The sequence below is a fragment of the Pseudoalteromonas sp. NZS37 genome, assembly GCF_015864265.1.
Classification (GTDB): Bacteria; Pseudomonadota; Gammaproteobacteria; order Enterobacterales; family Alteromonadaceae; genus Pseudoalteromonas; species Pseudoalteromonas arctica.
Genome location: NZ_JADYXL010000006.1, coordinates 260150 through 285804 on the forward strand (window position 1 = coordinate 260150; position 25655 = coordinate 285804).

Genomic DNA, 25655 nt, shown 5'->3' on the forward strand with positions numbered 1-25655 from the left:
TTTCTATTGGCTAGCTTTAACAGTCGAGGCTTTTCGGACGGGGATTCAAATCCCCCAGCTCCACCAATAAAGGTTTTTGAACTCGTTATTCGAAAACCATAAGAAACCCGCAAATTTGTTAATCCAAATTTGCGGGTTTCTTTATGGAATTTATAAAATAAAGTTTAAGAATGTCTTATAGCGCGTAGCTTCATTTTTATTGCAATCACAAGCAGGCTAAATAACGACAGCATACTTATTAACAACGTTAGGTTAAGTATGGGGTTACTTGGCTCATAGGTAGCGACAGGAGAGTTATTTATAGTTTGCGAGTTTTGATGTTGCCTAATATAGCTTTGGCTGATCCAATCTACCGCGTTTATCCATTGTACTTTGGCGGGGTCAGTATTGTTTAGCATCCCTATTGCGTGCTTATCGTTATCTAAGCTTTTTGAAAGTTGTATCAGTTGCTGCCAAAATTCATTTTTAGGGCCTAGGTCGTCTATCTCTTGCAGGTGCTGTTGTAATTTGTCACCCCCCATCGTTTTTATATCAGCTTGCCCGGTAGTTTGCGCGTAGCTATTTATTAGCGATGAAAAGCGTCTAAAGTACTCATTACTTTTTTGCTGTGTAGGGTTAGCTGTTCGCTCGTTTGTTACTTTTTTTGCTGGTTGATTTAGGCTATTTTGATCAATCAAATATTGTTTATAATTTTGGTAACTTAAGTTGTTTGTAGTTGTGTTATTTGTAGTTCCGTTATTTAGAATGCCAAAGTTGTTTTTAAGTGCATTAACACTGATCACTACGCCTACTAAGGTAATAATACAAAGTGCGCAATAGCAAAAGTACAATGCGCTTTTTAAAGTGTTACGCAGTAGTTTATATTTATTATAACTTTGCTTAATAGCTGCAGCTGTATTTGGGGCTTCGTCTGTATCTAGGCGTTCATTTTGTATTGAAATACTTTTGCCGTCAGTACTTTCACTAATGTGTTTATCTGTATTTTTACTGTGCTCAGTGAGTGCTATTTGATTATTTTGAGATTGAGAGATTACAGTAATGAGTTGAGGTTCTACTTTAGTAATCAAACCTAGCTTTTTAAGTGAGGATTCTGTTTTAACAGCATCAATACTCGATAAGTCTTTTTTTAAAGCGTAAGCTTTTCCATCAAATAACTGAATAACAATATTATGAGGAATATTAAGAAGTTGGCTGAGTTGTTCTTGGGCAGAGGTAAGGTCAGTATTTTGATATAACTGACCATTAAAAACAATTTTAAATGTAGCGCTCACGTTAGTACCTTGCTTGTGTAATTCCATTTTTGGAATTTTATTTTTATTATTTGATACACAAAGCTAATTTAACAGATAAAGGGTATGCTTTCTAATGATTTGCGATTAAAAAAGCCTTAACAAACAGCGTTAAGGCTTTGGCGTGTAGCTGTTACTTTATCGTTTAGCGAGTGATTTTACAGATTGCTTTTGATCACTTGCTGGTTGGGTTGCTTTGTCTATTAATGTTTCAAGTGGTTTATTTCGAACGCACATAAGTACTTTGTTCATTGCTTGGCATGTGCCTGTCGCTTTTTTATCATGGCTTGTGTAGCTGCAATCTTCATTAATGGCTTTTGCTTCACATGCTTCCCAAGGCGCATTTGAGCCGTGGCCTGCATGACTTAGCGCTGAGCATGAGGCAGCAAGTAAAAAGCCAGTGGTTAGTGCTTTTATCACGTTAAATATTTTCATTAGTATCTCAGTTAATTATTTAGCCAGAATGCGAGTTATCTTGCGGTAGCACCTTTAAAGCAACCAATAAACATGTTTTCAGATACATCGGCTGCATGGTAGTGGTATCCGCGTGTATCGTCGGTGTGGCCTCTACATTCGTCTAAATCAGTGGGTTCTAATCCATCTTCGTTAAGCATGCCAAATATACCAAATCCATCGAGTGCATAACCCATCATGGCGGCATGACCATCTGATTGAATTTGTGTTTGGCTACAACCTGCTTCACCGTGGTAGTGATAGCCTGCTACTAAGTTAATATGGCCAGCGCAATCATCAAAGGCTGCAATAGTGTATGCGCCTAAAATAGCCTCAACAGGCGCGGGTGCAGCAAGTACAACACCATTGAGAGCAACACCTACATTGGCGTTACCAATACTGCTATTTTGAGTGGTTGCAACAGGCGTTATTGGAATTAAAAATGATTCTGATATACCGCCATCAACATAATCAATAGAGCATTCTACGCAGTGGTTTTGGTATTGTCCTTCTACGTTTGGACGTGCAGCGCCATCACACGATTCTTGTGTGTCGGTTACATTTACAAGGCCTGTACCTTCGTCGTATAGCTGCCAATGACTATCGTTATATAATGTAGGTAGATTTAAAATAAAGTCTCCGGTTATATCGTAAACCTCACCGGTGCCATCAAACCAAATACCGGCTTCGTCTGCTGTTGAGGTGATATTTTGAGGGCAAAATACACCAATCTCGTAATTTGAAGGCGCACCTGCAATATCAATTTTGTAGCATGAGGCTTCATCGCCATTACTTAGCGTACATGTTTGAGTGGTAATTGATGAAATGAGCGCATCGCTTTCAAAGTTAAAAGGGTCGACTTCTACAACAAAATCGGTTGAAGTATCTGTTGTAGTTCCCTCATCGGTGGTTGTTTCAGTTACAACTGTACTTTCAGCATCGCTACCGTTACAGGCAGCTAAACCCAGTGCAAGTATACACACTGCAAGCGGTGTCAAAATTGGTGTGTTAAATCTTCTCATCAAAAATATCCGGTAATGAAGTTGAATGTATAATATTTGTTAAATGTGCAAACAAAGTGCAAAAACAACGCAACATAGTACATAGCACGAGATAGAAGCTGATAAAGTTGCTATAAATGCGTTTAGTACCTTTTATTGTTTAAAATACTGCGACTTAAAAGTACTTAAATAGGCAGTGGAGTTTTATGGATTTTTTATTTCCCGACAGCATGTCTTTATTTTTGTTTTTATTGTTAATGATCACCGCTGGCTTTACTTCTTTTATATCTGCTGCATTTGGTGCTGGTGGCGGATTAATGCTGCTTGTTGTTATGGCGTCGTTTATGCCAATGGCAGTTGTTGTGCCTGTGCATGGTTTAGTACAGCTTGGCTCTAATACAAATAGGTTTTTACTCAGCTTTAAGCATATTGATAAAAGCATGTTTGTATATTTTGCGTTAGGCGGCTTAGTAGGGGCGGGGTTATCAAGTTTTGTTATTGATGATATATCGCTTGATGCTATGAAGTTAGTGGTCGCTATTTTTGTTATTTATTTACTGTGGGGTAAAACGCCACCTATAAAATTAACCTCTAAGGTGTGGCGTATGGTCGCCGGTGGAATAACTACTTTTATTTCTATGTTTGTGGGGGCAAGTGGCCCATTAGTTGGTAGCTGTTTATATATTAATAATTACGAAAAGTTAAAATTTACGGCAACGTTTTCGAGCATTATGAGTGTGCAGCATTTATTAAAAGCGATAATTTATGGCGCTGTTGGCTTTAGTTTTTGGCAATGGATACCGCTTGTAATTGCCATGGTAATAAGTGGCGCTGTAGGAACTTGGTTCGGAATTAAATTACTTAAAAGGATGTCTGGGGATAAATTTAAGCATATTTTTAGGATAGTTTTAACGTTATTAACGCTACAACTTGGTTGGCAAGGTATAAAAATATTACTCCACTAATTTGCTTAGTGGAGTAAATTTAATTTTATTAAACATAAATTATTTAAGAGGATTAAGTAATTCATTGCGCCAAAAAGTTACTGATATAGAGCGACTACACTGTAATTTTTTGCCTTATCGATGAATTACATATTCTTTGTAATAATTGTTCATACGTTTAATTAAATTGGTATTAAAGCTTATTTAACAGCGGCTTTAATTGGCTTGTCGCCATCAAACAACTTAAAAATGCGGTTACTAATAAATGAGTTGGTCGCAATATGTAATAATGCATTGGCTACGTTTTCGCGGCTAATTTTAGCTTCTGAACGATCACTTGGTTGCTGCGTAGTTACTTGCATTGAAGCACTATCGTCAGTCAATGTACCAGGGCGAACAATGGTATAATTTAAACCACTGTTTATTAGGTGCTCGTCAGCCATATGCTTAGCAACTAAGTAAGGTTTTAAATCACCTTGAATCGAATCTGGATCGTCAGCACCAATTGAACTGACCATAATAAAGTGATTAACGCCGTGCTCTTTAGCGAATGTAGCTGCTTTTGTTGCAGCCCATAAATCAATGAGTACAGTTTTATCATCGCCTGTACTTCCACCAGAACCAGCAGCAAAAATCACTTGGTCACAGCCTTTCATTGCATCACCAAAATCGCCTTCAAGATCTTGCTCAACAATAGTTAAAAAAGAGCTGTTTAAATCGCTTAACTTATTTTTGTCACGCACTAATGCCACAACATTTTGCTCATTTTCTAAAAGTAGCTCAGTTGTCATTTTACCTATTTGTCCGCTTGCGCCAATAATTAGGGTCTTACTCATAATTAACTCCTTCCAATAAATAGTAAAAGTAATGTGCTTACAAACAGACCTTGGGGTAGGGGATTATTTTTAAAGGGTAAAAAAGAGTTTAAATGAGCTAATTTCAAAAAATACTTTAATTAAAATTCAATACTTAACTGAGTATTAAAATTAGCTGCTTTTGGTGTGTTTTTTTAGACCTTTTTATTCAACCATTATACTCACTTCGGTCACATAACTACGGCGGTATAGACTAATACGGACTTTACGTTCTTGGTAATTATAAAACAAAGTACGATATGTATTATTGCCGTTTGTTTTTAACGGCTCTCCTAATTTTTGCTGATAAAAGCGAGCGATATCAGAAATTGAATCTGTTAAATAACCAGTGCGAACCATTGGGTATTCGCTTGCTACATCCATCGTTGTAACAAATTCTTCAGGAAGTGGGATTTCAGTGACGTTTTGGCTAAGTGCATTAAACGATAGAGTGCATAGCAATATTATTAAAAATGCTAAAGTTTTCATTAGAATCCTTTGAGTAATAAATTCCTTTTATTGGTACTTATTTTACCTCAATAAGCACCAATGTCATTTAAATTTTATTACGAATTAAATCTCGCACTATAAACCGGGCAGGGTGAATAGCTTGGCTTACACGTTCGCTTAATGGGCGGGGTTCGTTATTTAAACAACTTACGAGGTGGTCTGCACTTAGCGGTGCGCTACACAATGCGCGTGCACCAAAACCGGTAAAAATATGCAGGCCTTGTTGTGGTTTATTAAGTTGCTCATATTGGTAGCGTTTACCTAAACGTAGATTAGCAAAGGCCATTATGTAATCACTTTGCTCGCACCATTGCCCTGCCATCGGCAGGTGATCTATAAATGTGCAGCGAACAGCCGCTTTTGCCGAGGTTATATTGCCAAGGGTGGAGGCAAATTCACTTTGCTGATAAAAGCTAAGTAGTTGCTCTTGGTTTAATTGGTTGTCGAGCGCTTTAACTTGGCGGCTTTTAGTGTTTTTTTCAAATGTGGCACCCATGCAGTGATGATCTAAATAAGCCGGGGTAAAATACCCTTTATGGCATAGCACTGTTTTAAGTTTGCGTGATTGCTCACTTGCCTCAATATGTGAAACCTGACCGCGCACGCCTACTATAGGTAGCGCTTTTGTTTGCTCAAATGCATCGCTGTGCTCACCTGCACAAATAATTACATCGCTAAAAGGGCCTAGCTGCTCATCATTCGTTAATAAAAACCAACCGTTGTCAGTTTTTTTAAGCTGCTTTATATTGCAGTTAAATAGGCTTTTAAATGGGCTTATGCTATTTGCAGCGCTTAGCATAGCGTTTACTAATTGTGGCGGGTTAACCCAGCCGCCTTGTTCAAAAAACACGCCTGAATAACCTGTCGTTACGCCGGCTATTTCATCGCCTTGCTCTGCGGTTACGTTACGCATTAGCTGGGTTGGCCACAGTTGCTTTTGTGCTAAGTTTTCGTGCTTATCAGCGAGAGGTTTTTTCACTGCGTGTTGTAATACGCCGCACCAATCGTAATCAAAGCTAAAGCCGTTTTTGAGTAACTGGTTATACAAACGTTTTGCGTATAAAAAGCTATGTGCAAACAATTCACTGTGTGGCGAGTTTTTAGCTTGTAGGTGAGGGTAAATAGCGCCTTGCACATTGTGCGATGCCCCCATTGCAGGCTTTTCATCTTGGCAGAATAATTGGCTGGTTATGCCTCGTTTAGCCAAGCTGTATAAAATACAGCTACTGGCAATACCACCGCCAATGACTGCTACATTTTTTAAAGTACTACTATCTTGATTAAAATAAGCGGGGGTTGATTGAGCGTTATTAACATGTTTAAGTTGGCCAGTAAGCATATCTTCTTTTTGATTAAAATTTTTGGCTTTTTTAGTACTAAAGCCAGCCTCTATTAATCCTCGTTGAACAAAGTCAGCGGAAGTAAAAGTCGATAAGGTTGCATTAGCCCTTGATATATCAGCCATGGAGTTAAATAAACTTTTCTGCCACATATCAGGATTTTTACTTGGCTCAGGCCCATTTAAATACCAAGCATCAACAATTCCTGTTTGCGGATAGCTCATTGCTTGTATTGATTCAAGCGCATCACCAAAGTATAAATCGAGAACAACACTGCCATTATTAAATTCGAGCCGGTGGCATCCTTCTAAATTAATTGGGTAGTTTACTGTTAATTGCTCACTAAAATAACTTAAGGTAGGCCAAGCGGTTAATGCTTGTTTTAAGTCTGTTAATGTTAAGGGATTCTTTTCAAACGAAATATAGTGTAGGCGTTTTACTCTTTTTTCACATTCATTTTGAACTTGCATCCGCTCAAGGTGGTCTTTAAAGCGTTGCCACGTATTTAAAAAGTTTAAACCGGTGCCAAAACCGGTTTCGGCAATAACAAAATGTGATTGGTCATGATTTTGTAATCGTACATCTATATTATTTTGCTCATAGTACACATAATGCGATTGAGCTAAGCCATCGTCATTAGAAAAATAAATATCACCGGAGTCATTAGTCAAAGGTGTACCTAAATTATTAATGTGACTATGTGCGTTCTTAATCATAATTTTTTAAATTTATAGATATATTTTTAATTATTTTACGGGTTTTCTTTGTAATAGTCTGGCGTTATTTATAAGCTAGCAGTTCAGAGTACAAGTGTACGCTAGAAAGCTGACCACTTAGGTGATTAAATTCGCGTAAAATAGAATGCAATTAAGTATTAAGCTAAGGGAATTACCCATGAGAAGAGCTGTAATTACAGGTATCGGTGTTGTATCAAGCATTGGTAACAACAAAGAAGAAGTATTAGAATCGTTAAAAACGGGCAAAAGCGGTATCGCTTTTAACCAAGAATTTGCCGATTATAAGTTACGTAGTAACGTATCGGGTAAAATTGATATTGACGTTAAAGCACATGTTGACCGCAAAGCAATGCGCTTTATGGGTGATGCTGCTGCATATTCTTATATTTCGATGACTCAAGCAATTGAAGACTCAGGTTTGTCTGACGACCAAGTATCAAATGAGCGCACGGGTATTATTGTTGGCTCTGGCGGTGGTTCGTCTAAATGGCAGGTAGAAGCTGCTGATATTTTACGTGAAAAAGGCGTAAAACGTGTAGGGCCTTATATGGTTCCACGTACTATGGCGAGCACTACATCTGCTTGTTTAGCAACACCTTTTAAAATTAAAGGTGTTAACTACTCAATTAGCTCTGCATGTGCAACATCTGCGCATTGTATTGGTAATGCAGTAGAACAAATTCAATTAGGTAAGCAAGATGTTGTTTTTGCTGGTGGCGGTGAAGAACTACACTGGACATTGGCAATGGAATTTGACGCTATGGGCGCACTTTCTACTAAGTACAACGAAACACCAGAAAAAGCGTCTCGTACATACGATGCAAATCGCGATGGTTTTGTTATATCTGGCGGCGGCGGTATTGTTGTAGTTGAAGAACTTGAACATGCACTTGCACGTGGCGCGCACATTTACGCTGAAATTGTTGGCTACGGTGCAACATCAGATGGCTACGACATGGTTGCTCCATCTGGCGAAGGTGCAGCACGTTGTATGCGCCAAGCTATGCAAGATGTAGACAGCATTGATTACCTAAACACGCATGGTACATCTACACCTGTAGGCGACGTTAAAGAGCTTGGTGCGATTCAAGAAGTGTTTGGTGGTAAGTCACCAATGATCAGCGCAACTAAAGCAATGACGGGTCATGCCCTCGGTGCTGCAGGTGTTCACGAAGCTATCTTCTCATTATTGATGCTAGAGCACAGCTTTGTAGCGCCTTCAATTAATATTGATGAGCTAGATGAGCAAGCGGCAGGTTTAGATATTATTACTGAACGTCGTGATGTTGAGTTAAATACTGTAATGTCTAATAGCTTTGGCTTTGGTGGCACAAACGCGACTTTAGTTATGAGTAAGTACAAAGGTTAATTTGAGCTTATAAGCCCTAAATATGTAAACACATGTCAGGGCTAAACTGCTTAAAACAAAAAAGGAAAGCCGAGGCTTTCCTTTTTTATTATCGAAAGTTAAATTAACCTTCGTTATGTTCTTTACGCGCTTGCTCAATTTCGTCAGCAATTTCTTGCGCTTTCTGCTTAGTTTTTTCAGTTAACTCGCCAGCAGCTTCTTTGCTTTTAATCCATGCATCAACCGCAATCTCTTTGCCGTCGTCGTACATGTCTAAGCCCATTGTTTTACTTTGCTCTAATAGCTCGTTTAAAGACTCATCATTTTTAAGATCGTTAGTTGTCTCTTTAACGTCGTTCCATGCATCACCAAGCTTTTCTTGCATTTGTGCGCTTTTATCTTTTGCATCTTCTTTTACTTCGTTGGCATCTTCACAACCAGTTAATGTAATTAAAGTGCCTAATAAAGCTAAACCTGCTAATTTATTCATGTGCTATCTCCTTTAGAGACTGATAATTAATTCGAGGCAGACTATACAACAATGAAAATGAACGCCCCCGTAACAAAACGATTAAATTTTAAATTAATGAATGAGCACGATTGGCCTCAATTATTTGAACTCGACCAAGACCCCGCCGTAATGCAGTATTTAACGCGAGGTGTACCTACCTCTTTAGAGCAAATAAAAAATGAGGGAGTGCCTCGTATGCTCGCATATAGAAATGAGCTAAAAGGCTGGGGGCTGTGGAGTATCACTCTAAAGCAAACCAATACATTTATAGGTTGGGTATTAATAAGACCTATGAATTTCTTTAGTGATGCACCAAATTACAGCGATATTGAAATAGGTTGGCGCTTTAAACAAGCGAGTTGGGGGCATGGTTATGCAACCGAGGCGGCTTTAGCATTATGTGATGAACTCATTAAGCAAGATGACGTTAAGGCGATAAGCGCAACTGCACTAAAAGATAATACGGCCTCTATAACAATAATGAAAAAGTTAGGCCTGCAATTTATAAAAAATTATACACATACAGATGAGCAAGGCGACTTACCCGCAGTACTTTATTCAAAAAACGTTTTAAGATGATTAAATATCAACAGTATAAAGATTGACCTGCCCTTAAATGACGTGCATTAATATGGGCAACAAAAATAATAAATTAAGGATGTTGTATGGGATTGTTTTTTTCACCACGTAAATTAATCGTCAAAAGTGTACTGGTTTTACAGTTCACTACTTTTAGTGTTTTGGCGCAGCCTTTAGCGCAAAGCGCGGTCGCAATGCCTGACTCGTTCAGTGCCGATGCTGCTAAAAGTATATTAGAGCAAGGCGGTAATGCTGTTGATGCGGCTATTACGGCACAATTTGTACTTGCAGTGACGCTTCCTGAAGCCGGAAATATTGGCGGCGGGGGATTTATGCTTATTCAAAAAGATGGCAAAGGCGATTTTATAGATTATCGCGAAACAGCACCAACAGCGGCTCATCGTGATATGTATTTAGATGAGCAAGGTAATGTTATTGCAAACAAATCAATATATGGCATTCACGCAAGCGGTGTACCTGGCAGTGTAGCGGGTATGTGGCTTGCCCATCAAAAGCATGGCACTTTAAAGTGGGAAGCACTAGTACAGCCTGCTGTAACGTTGGCTGAGCAAGGGTTTGTAGTTCCGCCTAAGTTAGCAAAAGGTGTTAGCCATTATATAGCCCATCTAAAAGAGCAAAAAATAAATGTAAACTTCGAAAAATATTTTGCTGATGTAAAAGCCAATAAAGTCTTTAAGCAACCCGAGCTAGCGGCAACGCTAAAGCGTATTCGTGATAACGGCCAAGATGGATTTTATAAAGGCGAGACTGCAAATATTATTGCTAAATTTATGCACCAGCATGGTGGTATTATTAATCAAGATGATTTAAAAAATTATACCGCTAAATCACGTACACCCATTAAAGCAAGTTGGAATGGTTATGAAGTACTTACTTCGCCACCGCCGAGTTCAGGTGGTATTGCTATTTTACAGTGGCTCAAAATGTATGAGTTACAAAAACCAGATACAGGCTTAGCGCATAACTCGACTCAGTATGTGCACTTACTTTCTGAAATAGGTAAACGTGTATTTGCAGATAGAGCAGAGTATTTAGGCGATCCTGATTTTTTTGATGTACCAGTCAACGCGTTAACTAATATTAACTACCTCAAAGAGCGCAGTAATGGCATTTCGTTAACCGCTATCTCGACTACCGAAAATATTAAACCGGGCCTTAAAGAAAGTGAGCAAACTACGCACTTTTCAATCGTTGATAAAATGGGTAACGCTGTAGCAAATACCACCACAATAAACTTAGGGTTTGGTAGCGGTGTAGTTGTTGAAGGTGCGGGATTTATTTTAAATGATGAAATGGACGACTTTAGCGCCAAACCAGGCGTTATGAATGTGTTTGGTGCAATAGGCGGTAAAGCTAACGAAATACAGCCACACAAGCGTATGTTGAGTTCTATGACACCTACAATACTACTTAAAGACAACACCGTTAAAATGGTGACAGGCTCGCCTGGTGGCACAACCATTATTAGCTCTGTGTACGAATCTATCTTAAATGCGATAGAGTTTGATATGAGTGCAGAGCAGGTTGTAAATAGCCCTCGTTTTCATCATCAATTGTGGCCTAAAAATATAATTAGAACGCACATAGGTTTAACCGATAGCGTAAAAGCAGAACTCACCAAAATGGGTTACACCATAGACGAGAGACACTTTGGTGACTTACTCGTTATTATTAATAAAGAGGGTCAATTAGATGCCGCTTCTGAAGCATCAGGGCGCGGTAAATCAATTGTTTTTTAAATAAAAAAACACCGCGATAAAAAGCGCGGTGTTTAAAATAATAAAAACTTATTGAGTATCAATTAAATCTTCAACACCCACTATTAGCCATGGAGCATCGTCTGAAATTAGGCGCTCTAAGTGCCAAATTTCTAAAATAGGCTGCTCTTTTTTATCGCCTAAATCACGGTATTTACCTTTAAAGCGAACACTAACCTGCCACGATTGCGCATTTGTATCTGCACGCACAAGTTCGGCATCAATAAACATTACTTCAGTGTCTACACTCTGTATAGCTTCACGTTCAGCTTTAAACTCGGCAACAAGCGCAGGGCTTAAGTATTCAGCCATTGTGGTATAATCGGCATTATTCCATGCAGTTTGTAGTGTATGGTAATGACTACGGGCACCTTGCAAAAAGCCATTAACGTCAAAGTTAGGTGGTAAATTAAAAGGGACACTTTCATCTTGTGGGGCGCTGTTAGCAAAGCCTGTACTTGTTGGTTGCTCGATAGGTGCTTGTTTAAAAGCATTTTGCTGAGCACTTGTACCTGCACTGGCATTTGCAAGTTGTGGGGCACGATTAGTACGTAAAAAGCCTGTTACTAGCTTAAATAAAATAAAGAGTCCGCCAGCTAATAAAATCATTTCTAATAGCTTAAAACCTTCAAAATCGTCGCCTAACATTGCTGCAATTAAGCCACCCGCTAAAAGACCACCCAAAACGCCAGCCATAATGCCTTTTTTATTTGATGTGGCTTTAGGTGCTGCTGTTGGGGTTGTTGTATCTGCTTTTTGTTTTTGTGCTGTTTGTTGTGTTGCAGGAGTTTGTCCACGTTTGCTACTGCCAAACTTTTTACGTGCGTGTGCATCAAAACTGGCAGTACATAATAATGCCAATAATGAAAAAATAACGATGATGTTCTTCATGAAATTCCCTAATTAAAATCGAGCCGCGATTATAATTTACTTTCTTAAGGAGTTTAATTAATTACTTTAAAAATCAGAGGTTTTGGGTATAAAAGAAAAGGTTTGTTGGTGGGTACATAATCAAAAAACCGCTTAGTAGGGACTAAGCGGTAAATTTGTTTATTTTAAAGCCAACGAATAGCGCCAGTAACGCGTTCGTTATAAGTATTTAGAGGTGCTCCAACACTTGCCACTAAAATAGTATCTGCTTGTGAGCCTCGGTTAATATGACCTTCAAAGCGCTCGTCTTTGAAATTATCATCGCCAAAACCAAATGATTTATTTTCAGAAGGCACTATAAATACCGTCATAGGACCAAAGTCAGACTCAAATATCAAATGCAGCCCTTTTTCGCCTTTAAAATCACAAAACATAGCGTAAGTTACATCACCAGGAAGCTCATCAAGATGACCACCTAATACTGCAAGCTTGTCGTTAACGCTTTGTAGGCTAATGGGCTCTTTTTTATCAAGCGCACTAATTTCGTAGTACACATGGGCAAGCGCATGCTCACCCGCTTCGTGTGCAATATTTTGCTCTGTACTAAAAAAGAAGGCACTAATAGCCACTACAAAAGATGCTGCTAATGCAAGATGCACGCGGTCAAGCTTAAAACGCGAGCGGGCATCAACTACATTTTTTCCTGTTGCTTGCTCTTCTTGTAGTGCTTTTTCTTTTAACGATGTGTTTAAAAGAATGCGGTCTGCAAGGTTTTCAGGCACAGGTATATCTAAAGAGTCTTGAATAAATTTATCAAAATCTTTCATATCGTTAATAAAACTTTGTCGCTCTGGGTTATTGTTAGCAAACTCCATGAGCTCCTTGTCAATGTCGTTTGGCTGCGCAATAGTGCGGCGACGAAACTCAAGTTCATCCATTATTTTGATGCCCCTTTAAGTTGTTCATCATCACGGCTTAAAGCCTCTTTAAGTTGATTTCGGGCACGGTATAAACGAGTCATTACCGTGTTTTTATTTAAATTAAGTATGCCTGCGATCTCTTCGCCAGAGCAGCCCATTACAACTTGTAGTAATAATGGCTCTCGGTATTCATCAGATAACAGGGCAATCTGGCGTTGGATAACCGTTTGCTCCATTTCATCATCTAATGAGTGGCTGGTTTCATCAACAAGCGTATCGTTTTCTACGTCGCTGTAATCAAACTGTTTACGTTCAAATCGGCGCGCATTTTCTCTTCGTAATATAGTAAGCAGCCAGGGTTTAGCTGCCTTTTGATCAAGTAAAGAGTCGAGAGAACGCCACGCGCGTAAAAACGTTTCTTGTACTAAATCATCTGCTATGTGCGGATCACGGCATAACCAATAAGCAAAGCGATAAAGCTCTTTATTGTAAACGTGGACCAAGGCTTCATAACGCTTTTGTTTCTCTGCCATATCGATTAAGACCTGATTGTTTGATTTTTTCTTTCCAAGCATAAGCACTTTTTTAATTAAAAATTATTATTTATTGCAAAAAAAGACCTGAGTATCGTAGTTATTAATCATAAAGGTCTTTTAATACAGCTTGTTGCGACTTTGATGCTTGAGTTTGATAGTTCTCAAGAATTTTAATAATAGCATTAAGATCCGTGTTTGCGCCTTTATTACTATAAAGTTGTGCCTGCAATTGGCTAATGAGGCCATTAAGCTCGCTGCTGTTTACGCGGATGCAAAGCTCATCAATAGCGCCAACATTTTTGTGAGTCACCTTTACAGAAAAACTATTTAATGCGGTGTAAAAAGCTTTCACATCGTGTGTTTTAGCGAGCGTTTTAAGCTCATTTAAGCTCGGCTGAGAAATATCACGGTTGTTTGGTTGTAATTTCTCAGTCGTATTTTTAGTAGAACGGGTCATTAAGTAAAAAATTACAGTACCAACCCATAAAATATACCCTAAAGCGGCAACAACTATTAACCAAAGAGGAGTATCACTTTTAGTTTCAATACGTTGTGTGCCTGTCGCTTCATTCGAAATATTTTCAATAGCAGGTAAATTGTTTGGGTTTGATTGTGGGTTTGCCACGGCGGTATTAGGTGCGGTACTACTTGGCGTTACCGTTATAGTGCGCTTTGGCAATGTAGCTACGCTAATACGGTTCATTTTAGTATTAAACCAAGGCAGCTGTATTTCAGGTAAAGTGTAAGTACCTGGTTTTTGCGGCAGTAATGCATACGATGCAGTTTGCTGCGATACAACGCGTCCGTCACGTACTGCATTGTTATTTTCTTTTTTATCAGGGTAGCTGCGTATGCCATCAATGGTAGGCATAGAGATTTCAGGTAATTGCTCTTTTGTAACACCAAGCGCGGTAAGTGTAATAGTACGTGTTATAGGCGTACCTACTTCTACGGTGTTGTCGTTAGGTTGCCATTCTTCATCAAGACTAACTAGCTCGCTTGGTAACCACGCACCTTTATAGTCACTCGGAATTGGTTTGATTTCTACTTGCTGATCGTCGCCAAGAGCTGATACTTCTAATTGACGATAATTTTGTTGTACTCGTCCTTGAAAAGCGGGGCCTGCAATAGTGTACGCACCGCTTTTTTGTGGCTGAATCAAATACTCGCGAGTAATAACAAGGTAGCGTTTACCATCAACAAGCTCATAGCTTTCAGTTTGTTTACCCAATTGGGTTAGCTGAGCATCTTCCATATTTGGTGTGCTTAAGCTGCCATCAAGCAGCTCTTTCGCAAGGTAAAGCTTAATAGTGTAAACACCGGCTTCTTGCACAAATAATGAATTACTTGAGAGCGACGTTTTTAAAAATATTTCGTTATTTTTATCTGCATCAACTGAGCGTTTTGCCACTTTTAATTTAATAGGCTGTGAGGTTAACCCTGCAACGCTAAATGCCGGAATAGTGTAATCACCCTCTGCACGGGTCATTAATTTAACTGACCACGTGGTTTGTTTATTAATGCTGCCATTAATAATGTTGGTACGAGAGCTTAAGCTTGTTGGGCCTACCACAAAGTCTTTTAACAGCGATGAGGTGTCTGGTTGCTCGCCTTTAACTGTATCGTCTACGGATATATTAAGCATAAAAAATTCACCCGCTAAAACAGGGTTTTTATCTACGCTGGCTTCTAATTTGGTGGCAGCCCACGAAGGCATCGCACTTAATAGCAATAAACAGCAAAATAATCGCATTACCATGATTTTTCGACTCCTGTAGGGCGACGTTTATATTGTCTTTTTTGGGCTTCTAATTGCATTTTATTCCGTAATAAAATAGCCGGATCGTCCGGGACTTTTCTAAGTAGTTGATTAAGCTGTTGTGCTTTTTCTTTTTCTTCATTAGTGAGCTCACTTGCTTGGGCTTGCATAGCTTGTTGCTGAGCATTTTGTTTTTGCTCATCAGTATCAGGTTGCTCATTCATTGCTTGTGGCTTACTTTGTTGCTGCTCGTCTTGAGGTTGGTCAGCGTCTTTATTTTGCCCTTGCTCACTTTGTGGCTGAGCTTGCATATCAGGTTCATTTTGCTTGTCTGATTGCTCGCCAGGCTCACCTTGTTGATCTTTTGATTGTTCAGACTCTTTATCTGATTCTTTATCAGATTTTTCATCGCTTGAGCTTTGACTTTCGTTTTCGCCTTTTTCAGAATCGCTTTTATCACCATTTTGTTGCTTATCCTGTTTTGACTCATCAGAATTTTGCCCTTGGTTTTGCTCATCTTTTTTCTGGCTATCATCTTGGTCTTGAGAGTCGTCGCCGTCGCTTTGCTGATCTTGCTGGTTTTGTTGCTCTTGTTGATTGAGTAATTGTTCAACTAAAGCTTGGTTGTCAGTTGCTTGTGTAAAGTCGTCTTGTAAGGTTTGGGCTTGTTTGTAGGCTTCAATGGCGTCCTCAAGCTTGCCAGCTTTGGCGAGGGCATTACCGTAGTTGTATAAACCGGTAGCCGACTTATCATTACTAAACTCATTAAGTGCAGCATCAAAATTACCTTGCTGGTAAAGCGCCGCGCCTTTTAATTCACTCGATTGCGCCTGTGTTGCTGCATCGTATTCTTTATTATTGTAAGCCTCTAATGCACGTTGATCTGCATTTTGCAAAAGAGTAGGGAGCTCTACGGCATACGCATTTTGCTGCGGTAAAAAACCAAAAGCTAAAAAAGCCCCTAGCAAGGCAGCGCGTCTAAATAAATACAAGCCAAATGGCAGTAATAACAAGAGTCCGTATATACCTGCATCTATTCGCCAAAGTGCGTGGCTTTGTTTTTCGTCTTTCAATAATTCACTCTGTGCATTTGGGGCAAACGTATTTATGTCGTTATTACTAGGCTGGTAACTAGCAAATTTACCACCACTGCTCGATGCTAAATTTTTAAGCTGACTGGCATTGAGAGTAGGTACTACAATTTGGCCGTATCTGTCTTTCAAAAAACCACCTTCAGGTAACTTAATTGGAGCGCCTTGAGCGGTACCCACGCCATATATATTTAATCTATATTGGGTGTTACTGGTAAAGCTACTCACGTCGCTTTGTTCTTGCTGGTCAATACCGTCGGTCACTAAAATAATGTCGCCATCAATATAACCCGCTTGCGTTAATAGCTCTTTGGCCATATCAAGACCGGCTAAAACGTTTGAGCCTTTGTCTGGCATTATTTCAGGGCTTAAGCTTGGAATTAAATTACTAAGTGTTGTGGCGTCGTTTGTTAGTGGCGATATTATATAGGCTGTGCCTGCGTAAGCTACAAGCGCGGTATCACCTTCTCTAAATAGCTCAATCATATCAAGCGCTTTAAAGCGTGATTGCATTAAACGATTTGGTAAAATATCGGTGCTGTACATTGAGTACGACATATCCATAACAATTACACGGGCACTTTTACTTTGAAATACAGGAACTTGTTTTTTCTCAAAGCTAGGCCCAGCACTAAATAAAATGCCAAGGCTGCAAAACAAAGCAACTAACCAAAGTGGCTGGCTGGCTTTAGTGTTTGCTTCGCTCATGATAAATTGTGCTAAATGCGGTGCAATTAGCTGCTCACTAGTCGTTTTTTTATGCTTAATTAAGGCGACAAAAAATAATGCCACAGCAGGTATGAGTAACCATAAAAGAGCGGGGCGAATAAATTCAAAATCCATTAGTTTGGCTCCTTTAATGCACGCAGTGTACTAAGCATTACTTTTAAGCTAATAAGTAAAATAGCGATAAGTAACGGGTAGTAAAATAATGAGCTTTGTGGGCGGAATGTTTGTTCATCAGCGCTAATAGGTTCAAGTTTATCAAGCTCTGCGTAAATTTGTTGAAGGCCTGCTACATCTTTGGCCCTAAAGTATAATCCGCCAGTTTGCTCGGCAATCTTTTTAAGTAAGCTTTCATCTAAACTACTGCCACTAGAGCCACCCATGTTAAAGAGGCTAAAGCCGCGCGGATTATCTGAGCCAACGCCAATGGTGTACACTTTAATCCCTTCTTCGCGAGCTAGCAGTAGTGCATCTTCTGGGTTTAAATTGCCCGCTGTATTTTGTCCGTCAGTTAATAGCACCACAATACGGTTACTTTCATCTTTATTGGCAAAGCGTTTTACCGAAAGACCCAATGCATCACCAATGGCTGTTGCGCGTCCCACTAAACCAATTTGCGCTTCACTGAGCATTTTACTTACTGTTTTAACGTCGCGCGTGAGGGGGGTTTGTAAAAATGCGGTGTCGCCAAATAATATCAGCCCAAGCCTGTCGCCTTGACGCTGCTCTATAAAATCACTGAGTACGGCTTTTACCATGGTAAGGCGGTCAACATATTGGCCATTGTAAGCCATGTCTTGTTCGGTCATCGAGCCTGATAAGTCAACTGCTAACATTATATCGCGCCCTTCATTTGGTAATGAGATTGGCTCATCTAACCATGTTGGATTGGCAGCGGCAGTAACAAGTAATAACCAAATTATCCATTCGAAAGGATTTAAACGTCGTGCGTGTGGCTCAATGCTTTGGCTGGTTAAATTGTGCTTTGCAAAACTGGGTATACGTAAACGCGTACTGGCATTACTTGCCGCGGGTTTTAATAGTAAAAGTAATAAAGGCAAGGGCAGTAATAAAAATAACCATGGCCAGCTAAATTCAAACATTTACTGACTCCTTTATTTTAAATTGCTTAATACCTTGGCGAAATTTTTCGCACAGTGTTGTATCTTTTTGGCTGGGGTTATACAAGCTTAATATTTCTTGTTCTGTAAAGCTCAAACCGGTAAGCGTATTAAGTGTTGTGCACCATTTAGAGGTAGATTGCGCAGCAAGGCGCTTGTCGTAATATTCAATCACTAAACGTTTTAAAATAATATGCAGTTGCTGAGGATTTTGCTCACTTTGGCTCAATTGTATTGCGTAGCGTTTAGGCTTTTTAAATTTATGTTTTTTGTAAAATATATAAATAGCTGCGCACAATGCTAAAAACAGCAGTGCAATAATAACCCACCAAGCAGGGGCGAGTGGCCACCAATTAACTTGGCTTGGCGCTATTATATCGTGCAGGCCATCGAGTGGATTGGTTTGCATGGTTATTTTCTCACTAATTGCAGCTCAAGCGGTGTTGCTGCATTGAATGATATTAAATTAAGACCCGATTTAGTTAAGCGATTAAAGCGCGTACTAAATGCTTGCTCAGCATTTTTAGCAAAGCGTTCTCTAAAGCTGTTATCCATTAATGGTAGGGCAAAGTCTTGACCATTTGCATTAACAGTAACGGCTTGCTTAAACGCAGGTAACTGATGCTCAAACGGATCGCTTATGTGGCAACCAATCAGCTCGCAGTGGCGGCTTAATATTTCGAGTTGCTTAAAGCTGGCATCATCGAGAGCATTAAAATCAGACACCAAATACACTAAGCTGCCTGGTTTTGCTAAATGATTAAGGCGCTTTAGGTTATCGCTAAAGTTGTTAGTGGCTGTTTTATCAATATTGTTGAGCGCTTGCTGGTGGTTGTCGCATAAATTATGACAAAGCTTAAGCACGGCTTTTTCACGGGCGCTGGGCTTTAGCTCCAAATGCGAGTGCTGATTAAACACAATACCGCCAATTCTATCGCCGCGCTGACACGCCGACCATGCAACAAGAGCGCTTATATGCGCAGCTTGCACCGACTTTAATAGTAACTTTGAACCAAACAGCATTGAGTTTGAAAAATCAGTAAATACAAACACAGGGCGCTCTTTTTCTTCTTGAAAGAGCTTTGTGTGAGTCTCGCCGGTACGCGCAGTAACTCGCCAATCAATAGAGCGAATATCGTCACCTTGCTGATAATGTCGCACTTCGGCAAATTCCATTCCTCGGCCTTTGTGCGGTGCAAGGTATTGCCCTGTTAAGGTGTTTTTTATTTTCACCTTAGGGGCAAGTTCAAGCAATTGCGCTTTGGCTTTGTAATACATCAGCTCTTTGAGTGCTAAATTAACACCGTGGCTATGGCTCTGTTTGAGCCATGCTTGGGATTCTAATTGTTTTTGCATAACTTATGGTACGGCTACAAGTTCAACTATACGGCTTATTACTTGATCTTTAGTAATGCCATCGGCTTGGGCTTCGTAACTTAAAATAATGCGGTGACGCAGTACGTTATGCACAACAGCTTGAATGTCATCAGGTGCTACAAAGTCACGGCCTTGAAGCCATGCATGAGCACGAGCACATTTATCAAGTGCTATTGTTGCACGCGGACTTGCACCAAACTCAATCCAGCTACCTAGTTGCGCATCTAATTTAGCGCCTTCACGGGTGGCAATAATAAGTTGTACTAAATATTGCTCAAGCGGCTCTGCTAAATAAAGGCCTAATATTTCTTTACGAGCTGCAAATAAATCGCTTTGACTAATTTTTTGCATTACTGGTTGTTGCTCGTTAAGCGCTTCGCCACGTGTTAAACGTAGTATATCAAGCTCATGCTCAGCGCCAGGGTAGCCAATACTTAGGTGCAGTAAAAAGCGATCCAGCTGGGCTTCTGGTAACGGGTAAGTCCCTTCTTGCTCTAGCGGGTTTTGTGTTGCCATAACTAAAAATAGTTCGCTAAGCGGATAAGTGTTTTTACCCACGGTCACTTGGCGCTCTGCCATGGCTTCTAATAGTGCTGATTGTACTTTGGCTGGTGCACGGTTAATTTCGTCAGCTAAAATTAGGTTGTGAAAAAGAGGACCTTTTTCAAATACAAACTCGCTAGTTTGTTGGCGGTAAATATCGGTGCCTGTTACATCAGCCGGTAATAAGTCTGGCGTAAACTGTACGCGCTGAAACGATCCTTCAATACCTTTAGCAAGTGCATTAACTGCACGTGTTTTTGCAAGCCCAGGAGGGCCTTCTACTAATAAGTGACCATCAGCTAAAATAGCAATAAGTAGCGCTTGTGTAAGCTCTGGCTGGCCAATGATTTGTGTATCTAAGTACGTTTTTAATTGTGAAAATGCGTTAGCTGCCATAATAAGTGGACTGTCCTCGTCAGCTGGATTTGTACCTAATAGTGTTAGGTGATAAATACTGACCTATTTATAAGGTTTATAATTGGGTAACTCAAGAGTTAGACTGTATTTTTTAAAATAGTTCGTTATTTTTTAACGATTTTTAGCGTACCACAAAACTTTGTAAATGCGTCTAAAAAAGCCTATTGTGATAGTCGTAATTAAACACTATTTATATAAATTTGTGTTTATCTATTGGCTTTAGTACACGGGTTGTTTAGAATCGAGGAAAACAAACAGGTCAGACCTGTCAGCGGGAGAGCATAAATGTCTGAGCAAAACATACTAAAAACACCAAAGGGCGACCGTATTGCCATAGTTAGCGGCTTACGTACACCTTTTGCAAAGCAAGCAACAGCGTTTCACCATGTACCTGCACTTGATATGGGTAAATTGGTGGTTAACGAAATGCTTGAACGATTAAATTTCAACAAGTCAGAAATTGATCAACTTGTATTTGGTCAAGTAGTACAAATGCCAGAAGCGCCAAATATTGCACGTGAAATTGTATTGGGCACAGGTATGCCGGTATCGGTTGATGCATATTCTGTATCGCGCGCATGTGCTACCAGCTTTCAGGCTATTGCTAATGTAGCTGAGTCTATTATGGCGGGATCTGTAAGTGTAGGTATTGCAGGCGGCGCAGATTCGTCATCAGTACTGCCAATTGGTGTTAGTAAAAAGCTAGCAGGCAGCTTAGTTGATTTAAATAAAGCGCGTACGCTTGGTCAACGGTTAAAAATATTTTCAAAACTGCGCTTAAAAGATTTATTACCAGTGCCTCCTGCAGTTGCAGAGTACTCAACAGGCCTTTCAATGGGGCAAACTGCTGAGCAAATGGCTAAAACACATAATATTAGCCGTGAAGATCAAGATGCGTTAGCGCATCGTTCTCACTCACTTGCAACGCAAGCATGGGCTGATGGAAAGTTAAAAGATGAAGTAATGACGGCACATTTACCGCCATATAAAAGCTTTATTTCAGAAGATAACAACATTCGTAAAAACTCAACGGTTGAAGGCTACGCCAAGCTTAAACCTGTTTTTGACCGTCAGCACGGTACTGTTACCGCGGCAAATGCAACACCATTAACTGATGGTGCAGCGGCCGTACTTATGATGAGCGAAAGCAAAGCAAAAGCACTGGGTTATGAAATACTAGGTTACGTACGTAGCTTTGCATTTTCGGCAATTGGCGTAGAAAAAGACATGTTAATGGGCCCAGCTCATTCAACGCCTATTGCACTAGATAGAGCGGGTATTACGCTTGCTGATTTAGATTTAATTGAAATGCACGAAGCGTTTGCATCGCAAACACTTGCCAATATGAAAATGTTTGCTTCAGACAAATTTGCACAAGAGCATTTAGGTCGCAGCAAAGCAATTGGCGAAATTAACATGGATAAGTTTAACGTTAACGGCGGCTCTTTAGCATATGGTCACCCATTTGCAGCGACAGGTGCACGCTTAATTACGCAAAGCTTACACGAGCTTAAACGTCGTGGTGGCGGTTTAGCATTAACAACAGCGTGTGCTGCTGGTGGTTTAGGTGCAGCCTTTGTATTGGAGAGCGCGTAATGACAGATTCAGTATTTAATTTAGCGGTAGATGAAAATAAAATCGCCGTGGTAACGATTGATGTGCCGGGTGAGAAAATGAATACCCTGCGCAGCAGTTTTGCCGATGATTTAAAAGCATTACTAGAAGACGCTAAGTCGCAAAATGTAAAAGGCATGGTATTTATAAGCGGAAAAAGCGATAACTTTATTGCTGGCGCCGATGTAAAAATGCTCGATAGTGTTCAAAAGCGTGAAGATGCTTTAGCTATTAGCGAGCTATGTCATCAAGCGTTTTTTGATATGACAAAACTGCCATACACAACAGTAAGTGCGATTCATGGCGCTGCATTAGGTGGTGGTTTAGAGTTTGCTTTAGCATGTGATTACCGTGTTGGTACCGACAGTGATTTAACAAAAATTGGCTTACCAGAAGTACAACTTGGTTTACTTCCTGGTGGCGGCGGCACCCAACGCTTAACTAAAATTGTTGGTATTCAAAAAGCACTAGAGTGGATGCTAACAGGTAAACAAATTCGTCCTACGCAAGCTAAAAAAGCAGGCGTGCTTGATGATTGTGTACCGCACAGTGTGCTGTTAAAAGTTGCAAAAGAATTTGCGACTAAGAAAAAGCCACAAGCAAAAGAGCCAAAGCTCGACAATATTAGTAAATTACTAGAGTCAAACCCGTTTGGTCGTAACTTTATCTTTAAAAAAGCAAAAGAAAACGTACTTAAAAAAACGGGTGGGCACTACCCAGCACCACTCGCTATTATTAAAGCAGTGCGAGCTAGTGTAGAGCTTGATGAGCTAAAAGCGTATAAAACAGAAGCTGAAAGCTTTGCAACACTTGTAATGAGTGACGAATCTAAAGCGCTTCGCGGTATTTTCTTTGCAACCACTGAAATGAAAAAAGAGTGGCGCAATGATGACGCACCCGCAATAAGCAAAACTGCTGTTTTAGGTGGTGGACTAATGGGCGCAGGCATTGCGCACGTAAGTGCTGTTAAAGCTAAAGTACCGGTACGTATTAAAGATGTAGCAGAGCAGGGCATTAGTAATGCAATGAGCTACACCTATAAAATTTTAGATAAGCGCCTTAAACGTCGTATTATGTCTAAAGCTGATGTGCAGTTAACAATGAACCGTATTACAGGTACAACTGACTACAGTGGCTTTAAACACATTGATTTAGTAATAGAAGCGGTGTTTGAAGACCTTGCACTTAAGCAAGGTATGGTTGCAGACGTAGAGCAGCAATGCCAAGCAAATACAATTTTTGCAAGTAACACGTCATCATTACCAATATCGCAAATTGCAGCGCAGGCAGCACGTCCTGAAAATGTAATTGGCTTGCATTACTTTTCACCAGTGGAAAAAATGCCATTAGTGGAAATTATTCCACACGAAGGTACATCTCAAGAAACAATTGCCCGCGTTGTTAACTTTGCACGTAAGCAAGGCAAAACGCCAATTGTTGTAAAAGACATGGCCGGTTTTTACGTCAACCGTATTTTAGCGCCTTACTTAAACGAAGCTGCTAATTTGATGCTTGCAGGCGAGCCAATTGAAAAGATTGATGCAGCGCTTGTTGAGTTTGGTTTTCCGGTAGGCCCGCTGGCTCTACTTGATGAAGTAGGTATTGATATTGGCTCTAAAATTGCCCCAATTCTTGAAAAAGAATTAGGTGAGCGTTTTAAAGGCCCTGATGCATTTATGCGTATGATTGATTCAAAACGCCTTGGCCGTAAGTCTGGTCGTGGTTTTTATGAATACGATAAAAAAGGCAAAAAGGTTGATGAGTCAGTTTACGAACTATTGGGTGTTACCCCGGCTCCACGTTTAAACAAGAGCGAAATTGCTAAGCGTTGTGTATCGCAAATGCTTAACGAAGCAGTACGCTGTTTAGATGATGGCATTATTGCCAGCCCACGTGATGGCGACATCGGTGCAATATTTGGTATTGGTTTTCCACCATTTTTAGGTGGCCCGTTTAGCTATATGGATAAATTAGGCGCGAGTAAAATAAGCTCTGATATGTCTACATTAGCTAACAGCGATGCTAACTTTGCACCATGTGAATCACTGGTAACAATGGCAAGCTCTGGTGCTACTTTTTATAACGCAACACATGTTGAGGTTGTAGCTCCTGAAGTACAAAGCACTGAGTCACAAGAGCAAAGTGTAACTGAGCCTGAAGTTACCAAAGAGATTGAAACGAAAGAATAAAGTTTCTGCTATCTAAAAAAACCGCATTTAAATGCGGTTTTTTTATAGTTTTTATAAATAAATGAGGAGCTTAATGACATTATTTACACAAAGATTGAGCATGTACCAAATGGAAGAATCTGATTGGCCTCTTTTTCTAGCGCTTCATCGCGATCCTCAAGTCCTTAAGTATTGTTTTGATATGCCAATGGAGTCACTGGTAAGAAACCGCTTTGAGATACGCTTGCCTAAGTGGAATGCTAAATCACGTCATCCCCTGTGTTTACTCATTATTAATAATCAAACAAAACAACCTGTGGGTGTTACAGGCTTTGCCTATGACGGAAAAACCGCAGAGCTTGGTTATTTATTATTGCCAGAGTATTTTAATAAAGGCTACGCGACAGAATCCCTAAGAGCTGTGATTGACTGGGCTTGGAAAGAATGTGGTATTAGGCAGTTTAAAGCTGTCGTAACGCGTGGCAATATTGGTTCTGAAAAGGTGCTTGGTAAGTGCGGTTTAACCCATACCGATACACTTTTTAAAGTGCATACAATAGGCGATAAATTATATGACGATTTAATTTATACGCTTAAGGTGTAGGGTTTTAATGGGCTAGTAGCCTAGCCCAAAAAGTGTTTACAAGTGAAGTGAAATAGCTTTTCGGTCTTTTTCTGGCATGTTTTCTACGACTAAATTAAATGAGTTATCAATCATTCTCTCAATTTCACCTTGTGGAATTGTGCCGTCTAAAATTACAGTGTTCCATAAGCGTTTATTCATATGGTAACCAGGGATCACTGCCGGGAAAATATCACGCAATGATATTGCTTCATCAGGATCGCACTTTAAGTTAAGCCACCAAATAACCTCACCATCATCATTAGTTTGACCGTCATTGCCAATAGCAAGAGTCGCAAACATTTTATGATTCACTTTATATACATCAACCTCTTGCGCAAATGGTTTTGTAACCTGAACAAGTGGTTTTTTAACTAAATACTCATGTACTTTTTTCTGGTCCATGATCCATTCCTTGAAGTCATACTCGGTAAAGCTACCATAGCAGTTTTTTTCACATTTGATTATATGTATTTTAGTATAAATTAAAATTTTACAAGCTAATACAACATGTAGCGTAAAACCAACGTAATTTTAGTTGAACAAA

At 39.8% G+C, this 25655-nt stretch carries 24 protein-coding genes; 7 read left to right on the forward strand and 17 right to left on the reverse strand.

Features of this window, described 5'->3' with window-relative positions:
* Window positions 1-164: 164 nt before the first annotated feature.
* The 3 genes from I6F47_RS13640 to I6F47_RS13650 form a co-directional block, all read right to left on the reverse strand.
* Complete coding sequence (locus tag I6F47_RS13640) at window positions 165-1271, reverse strand: hypothetical protein (RefSeq protein ID WP_331458558.1); 1107 nt, start codon at window positions 1269-1271, stop codon at window positions 165-167.
* A gap of 156 nt (window positions 1272-1427) precedes the next feature.
* Complete coding sequence (locus I6F47_RS13645; protein WP_007581994.1) at window positions 1428-1724, reverse strand: hypothetical protein; 297 nt, start codon at window positions 1722-1724, stop codon at window positions 1428-1430.
* A gap of 35 nt (window positions 1725-1759) precedes the next feature.
* Window positions 1760-2764, reverse strand: a complete 1005-nt coding sequence (locus I6F47_RS13650) for a YHYH protein (protein ID WP_197184014.1) — start codon at window positions 2762-2764, stop codon at window positions 1760-1762.
* A gap of 185 nt (window positions 2765-2949) precedes the next feature.
* Between I6F47_RS13650 and I6F47_RS13655 the strand changes: the two genes are divergently transcribed.
* The gene (locus I6F47_RS13655) at window positions 2950-3708 is read left to right on the forward strand and encodes a sulfite exporter TauE/SafE family protein (protein ID WP_197184015.1); all 759 of its coding nucleotides are present in this window, start codon (window positions 2950-2952) and stop codon (window positions 3706-3708) included.
* A gap of 179 nt (window positions 3709-3887) precedes the next feature.
* Here I6F47_RS13655 and I6F47_RS13660 read toward each other — a convergent pair whose 3' ends face one another.
* The 3 genes from I6F47_RS13660 to mnmC all read right to left on the reverse strand — a co-directional run bounded on the left by I6F47_RS13660 (window position 3888) and on the right by mnmC (window position 7107).
* Window positions 3888-4523, reverse strand: a complete 636-nt coding sequence (locus I6F47_RS13660; protein ID WP_007581997.1) for an NAD(P)-binding oxidoreductase — start codon at window positions 4521-4523, stop codon at window positions 3888-3890.
* 183 nt (window positions 4524-4706) lie between these two features.
* A complete protein-coding gene (locus I6F47_RS13665; RefSeq protein WP_197184016.1) occupies window positions 4707-5030 on the reverse strand; it encodes a hypothetical protein in 324 nt (107 codons plus the stop codon).
* A 67-nt stretch (window positions 5031-5097) separates the two neighbouring features.
* Entirely contained in the window at window positions 5098-7107 is a 2010-nt protein-coding gene (gene mnmC, locus I6F47_RS13670) for a bifunctional tRNA (5-methylaminomethyl-2-thiouridine)(34)-methyltransferase MnmD/FAD-dependent 5-carboxymethylaminomethyl-2-thiouridine(34) oxidoreductase MnmC (RefSeq protein ID WP_197184017.1), read from the reverse strand.
* A 178-nt stretch (window positions 7108-7285) separates the two neighbouring features.
* Between mnmC and fabB the strand changes: the two genes are divergently transcribed.
* Complete coding sequence (gene fabB, locus I6F47_RS13675) at window positions 7286-8497, forward strand: beta-ketoacyl-ACP synthase I (protein ID WP_007582000.1); 1212 nt, start codon at window positions 7286-7288, stop codon at window positions 8495-8497.
* A 103-nt stretch (window positions 8498-8600) separates the two neighbouring features.
* Here the strand turns inward: fabB and I6F47_RS13680 are convergent, their stop codons facing one another.
* Complete coding sequence (locus I6F47_RS13680; RefSeq protein ID WP_008169794.1) at window positions 8601-8966, reverse strand: hypothetical protein; 366 nt, start codon at window positions 8964-8966, stop codon at window positions 8601-8603.
* A gap of 51 nt (window positions 8967-9017) precedes the next feature.
* Here I6F47_RS13680 and I6F47_RS13685 point away from each other — a divergent pair, with 51 nt between their 5' ends.
* Window positions 9018-9566: a GNAT family N-acetyltransferase gene (locus I6F47_RS13685; RefSeq protein ID WP_197117922.1), complete on the forward strand. Its 549-nt coding sequence runs from the start codon at window positions 9018-9020 to the stop codon at window positions 9564-9566.
* A gap of 86 nt (window positions 9567-9652) precedes the next feature.
* Window positions 9653-11326: a gamma-glutamyltransferase gene (gene ggt, locus I6F47_RS13690; RefSeq protein ID WP_197184018.1), complete on the forward strand. Its 1674-nt coding sequence runs from the start codon at window positions 9653-9655 to the stop codon at window positions 11324-11326.
* Window positions 11327-11374: 48 nt separating this feature from the next.
* Here ggt and I6F47_RS13695 read toward each other — a convergent pair whose 3' ends face one another.
* From I6F47_RS13695 to I6F47_RS13735, 9 genes are all read right to left on the reverse strand, one after another.
* A complete protein-coding gene (locus tag I6F47_RS13695) occupies window positions 11375-12235 on the reverse strand; it encodes a Tim44 domain-containing protein (protein ID WP_197184019.1) in 861 nt (286 codons plus the stop codon).
* A 164-nt stretch (window positions 12236-12399) separates the two neighbouring features.
* The gene (locus tag I6F47_RS13700; protein WP_007582005.1) at window positions 12400-13152 is read right to left on the reverse strand and encodes a DUF3379 family protein; all 753 of its coding nucleotides are present in this window, start codon (window positions 13150-13152) and stop codon (window positions 12400-12402) included.
* Window positions 13152-13709 carry a sigma-70 family RNA polymerase sigma factor gene (locus I6F47_RS13705; RefSeq protein WP_032827217.1) on the reverse strand — a complete coding sequence of 186 codons (558 nt, stop codon included), beginning with the start codon at window positions 13707-13709 and terminating at the stop codon, window positions 13152-13154. Before I6F47_RS13705 ends, I6F47_RS13700 begins: the two co-directional genes overlap by 1 nt.
* A gap of 61 nt (window positions 13710-13770) precedes the next feature.
* Window positions 13771-15429 (reverse strand): BatD family protein, encoded by a 1659-nt coding sequence (locus tag I6F47_RS13710; protein ID WP_197184020.1) that lies wholly within the window; start codon window positions 15427-15429, stop codon window positions 13771-13773.
* Complete coding sequence (locus I6F47_RS13715) at window positions 15423-17363, reverse strand: VWA domain-containing protein (RefSeq protein ID WP_197184021.1); 1941 nt, start codon at window positions 17361-17363, stop codon at window positions 15423-15425. The genes I6F47_RS13710 and I6F47_RS13715 overlap by 7 nt, the downstream gene beginning before the upstream one ends.
* Entirely contained in the window at window positions 17363-18349 is a 987-nt protein-coding gene (locus tag I6F47_RS13720; RefSeq protein WP_024604469.1) for a vWA domain-containing protein, read from the reverse strand. The genes I6F47_RS13715 and I6F47_RS13720 overlap by 1 nt, the downstream gene beginning before the upstream one ends.
* Window positions 18342-18776, reverse strand: a complete 435-nt coding sequence (locus I6F47_RS13725; RefSeq protein WP_004335624.1) for a DUF4381 domain-containing protein — start codon at window positions 18774-18776, stop codon at window positions 18342-18344. Before I6F47_RS13725 ends, I6F47_RS13720 begins: the two co-directional genes overlap by 8 nt.
* 2 nt (window positions 18777-18778) lie before the next feature.
* Entirely contained in the window at window positions 18779-19723 is a 945-nt protein-coding gene (locus tag I6F47_RS13730; protein WP_165734788.1) for a DUF58 domain-containing protein, read from the reverse strand.
* Window positions 19724-19726: 3 nt separating this feature from the next.
* On the reverse strand, window positions 19727-20683 hold the full coding sequence (locus tag I6F47_RS13735; protein WP_004335627.1) for an AAA family ATPase: 957 nt from the start codon (window positions 20681-20683) through the stop codon (window positions 19727-19729).
* A gap of 306 nt (window positions 20684-20989) precedes the next feature.
* Here I6F47_RS13735 and fadI point away from each other — a divergent pair, with 306 nt between their 5' ends.
* From fadI to I6F47_RS13750, 3 genes are all read left to right on the forward strand, one after another.
* The gene (gene fadI / locus I6F47_RS13740; protein WP_004335629.1) at window positions 20990-22300 is read left to right on the forward strand and encodes an acetyl-CoA C-acyltransferase FadI; all 1311 of its coding nucleotides are present in this window, start codon (window positions 20990-20992) and stop codon (window positions 22298-22300) included.
* Window positions 22300-24507, forward strand: coding sequence for a fatty acid oxidation complex subunit alpha FadJ (gene fadJ, locus I6F47_RS13745; RefSeq protein WP_165734789.1), 2208 nt, complete (start codon window positions 22300-22302; stop codon window positions 24505-24507). Before fadI ends, fadJ begins: the two co-directional genes overlap by 1 nt.
* Window positions 24508-24580: 73 nt before the next feature.
* Window positions 24581-25090, forward strand: a complete 510-nt coding sequence (locus tag I6F47_RS13750) for a GNAT family N-acetyltransferase (RefSeq protein ID WP_165734790.1) — start codon at window positions 24581-24583, stop codon at window positions 25088-25090.
* Window positions 25091-25126: 36 nt separating this feature from the next.
* Here I6F47_RS13750 and I6F47_RS13755 read toward each other — a convergent pair whose 3' ends face one another.
* Window positions 25127-25513 carry an MmcQ/YjbR family DNA-binding protein gene (locus I6F47_RS13755; RefSeq protein WP_007580596.1) on the reverse strand — a complete coding sequence of 129 codons (387 nt, stop codon included), beginning with the start codon at window positions 25511-25513 and terminating at the stop codon, window positions 25127-25129.
* Window positions 25514-25655 lie beyond the last annotated feature (142 nt).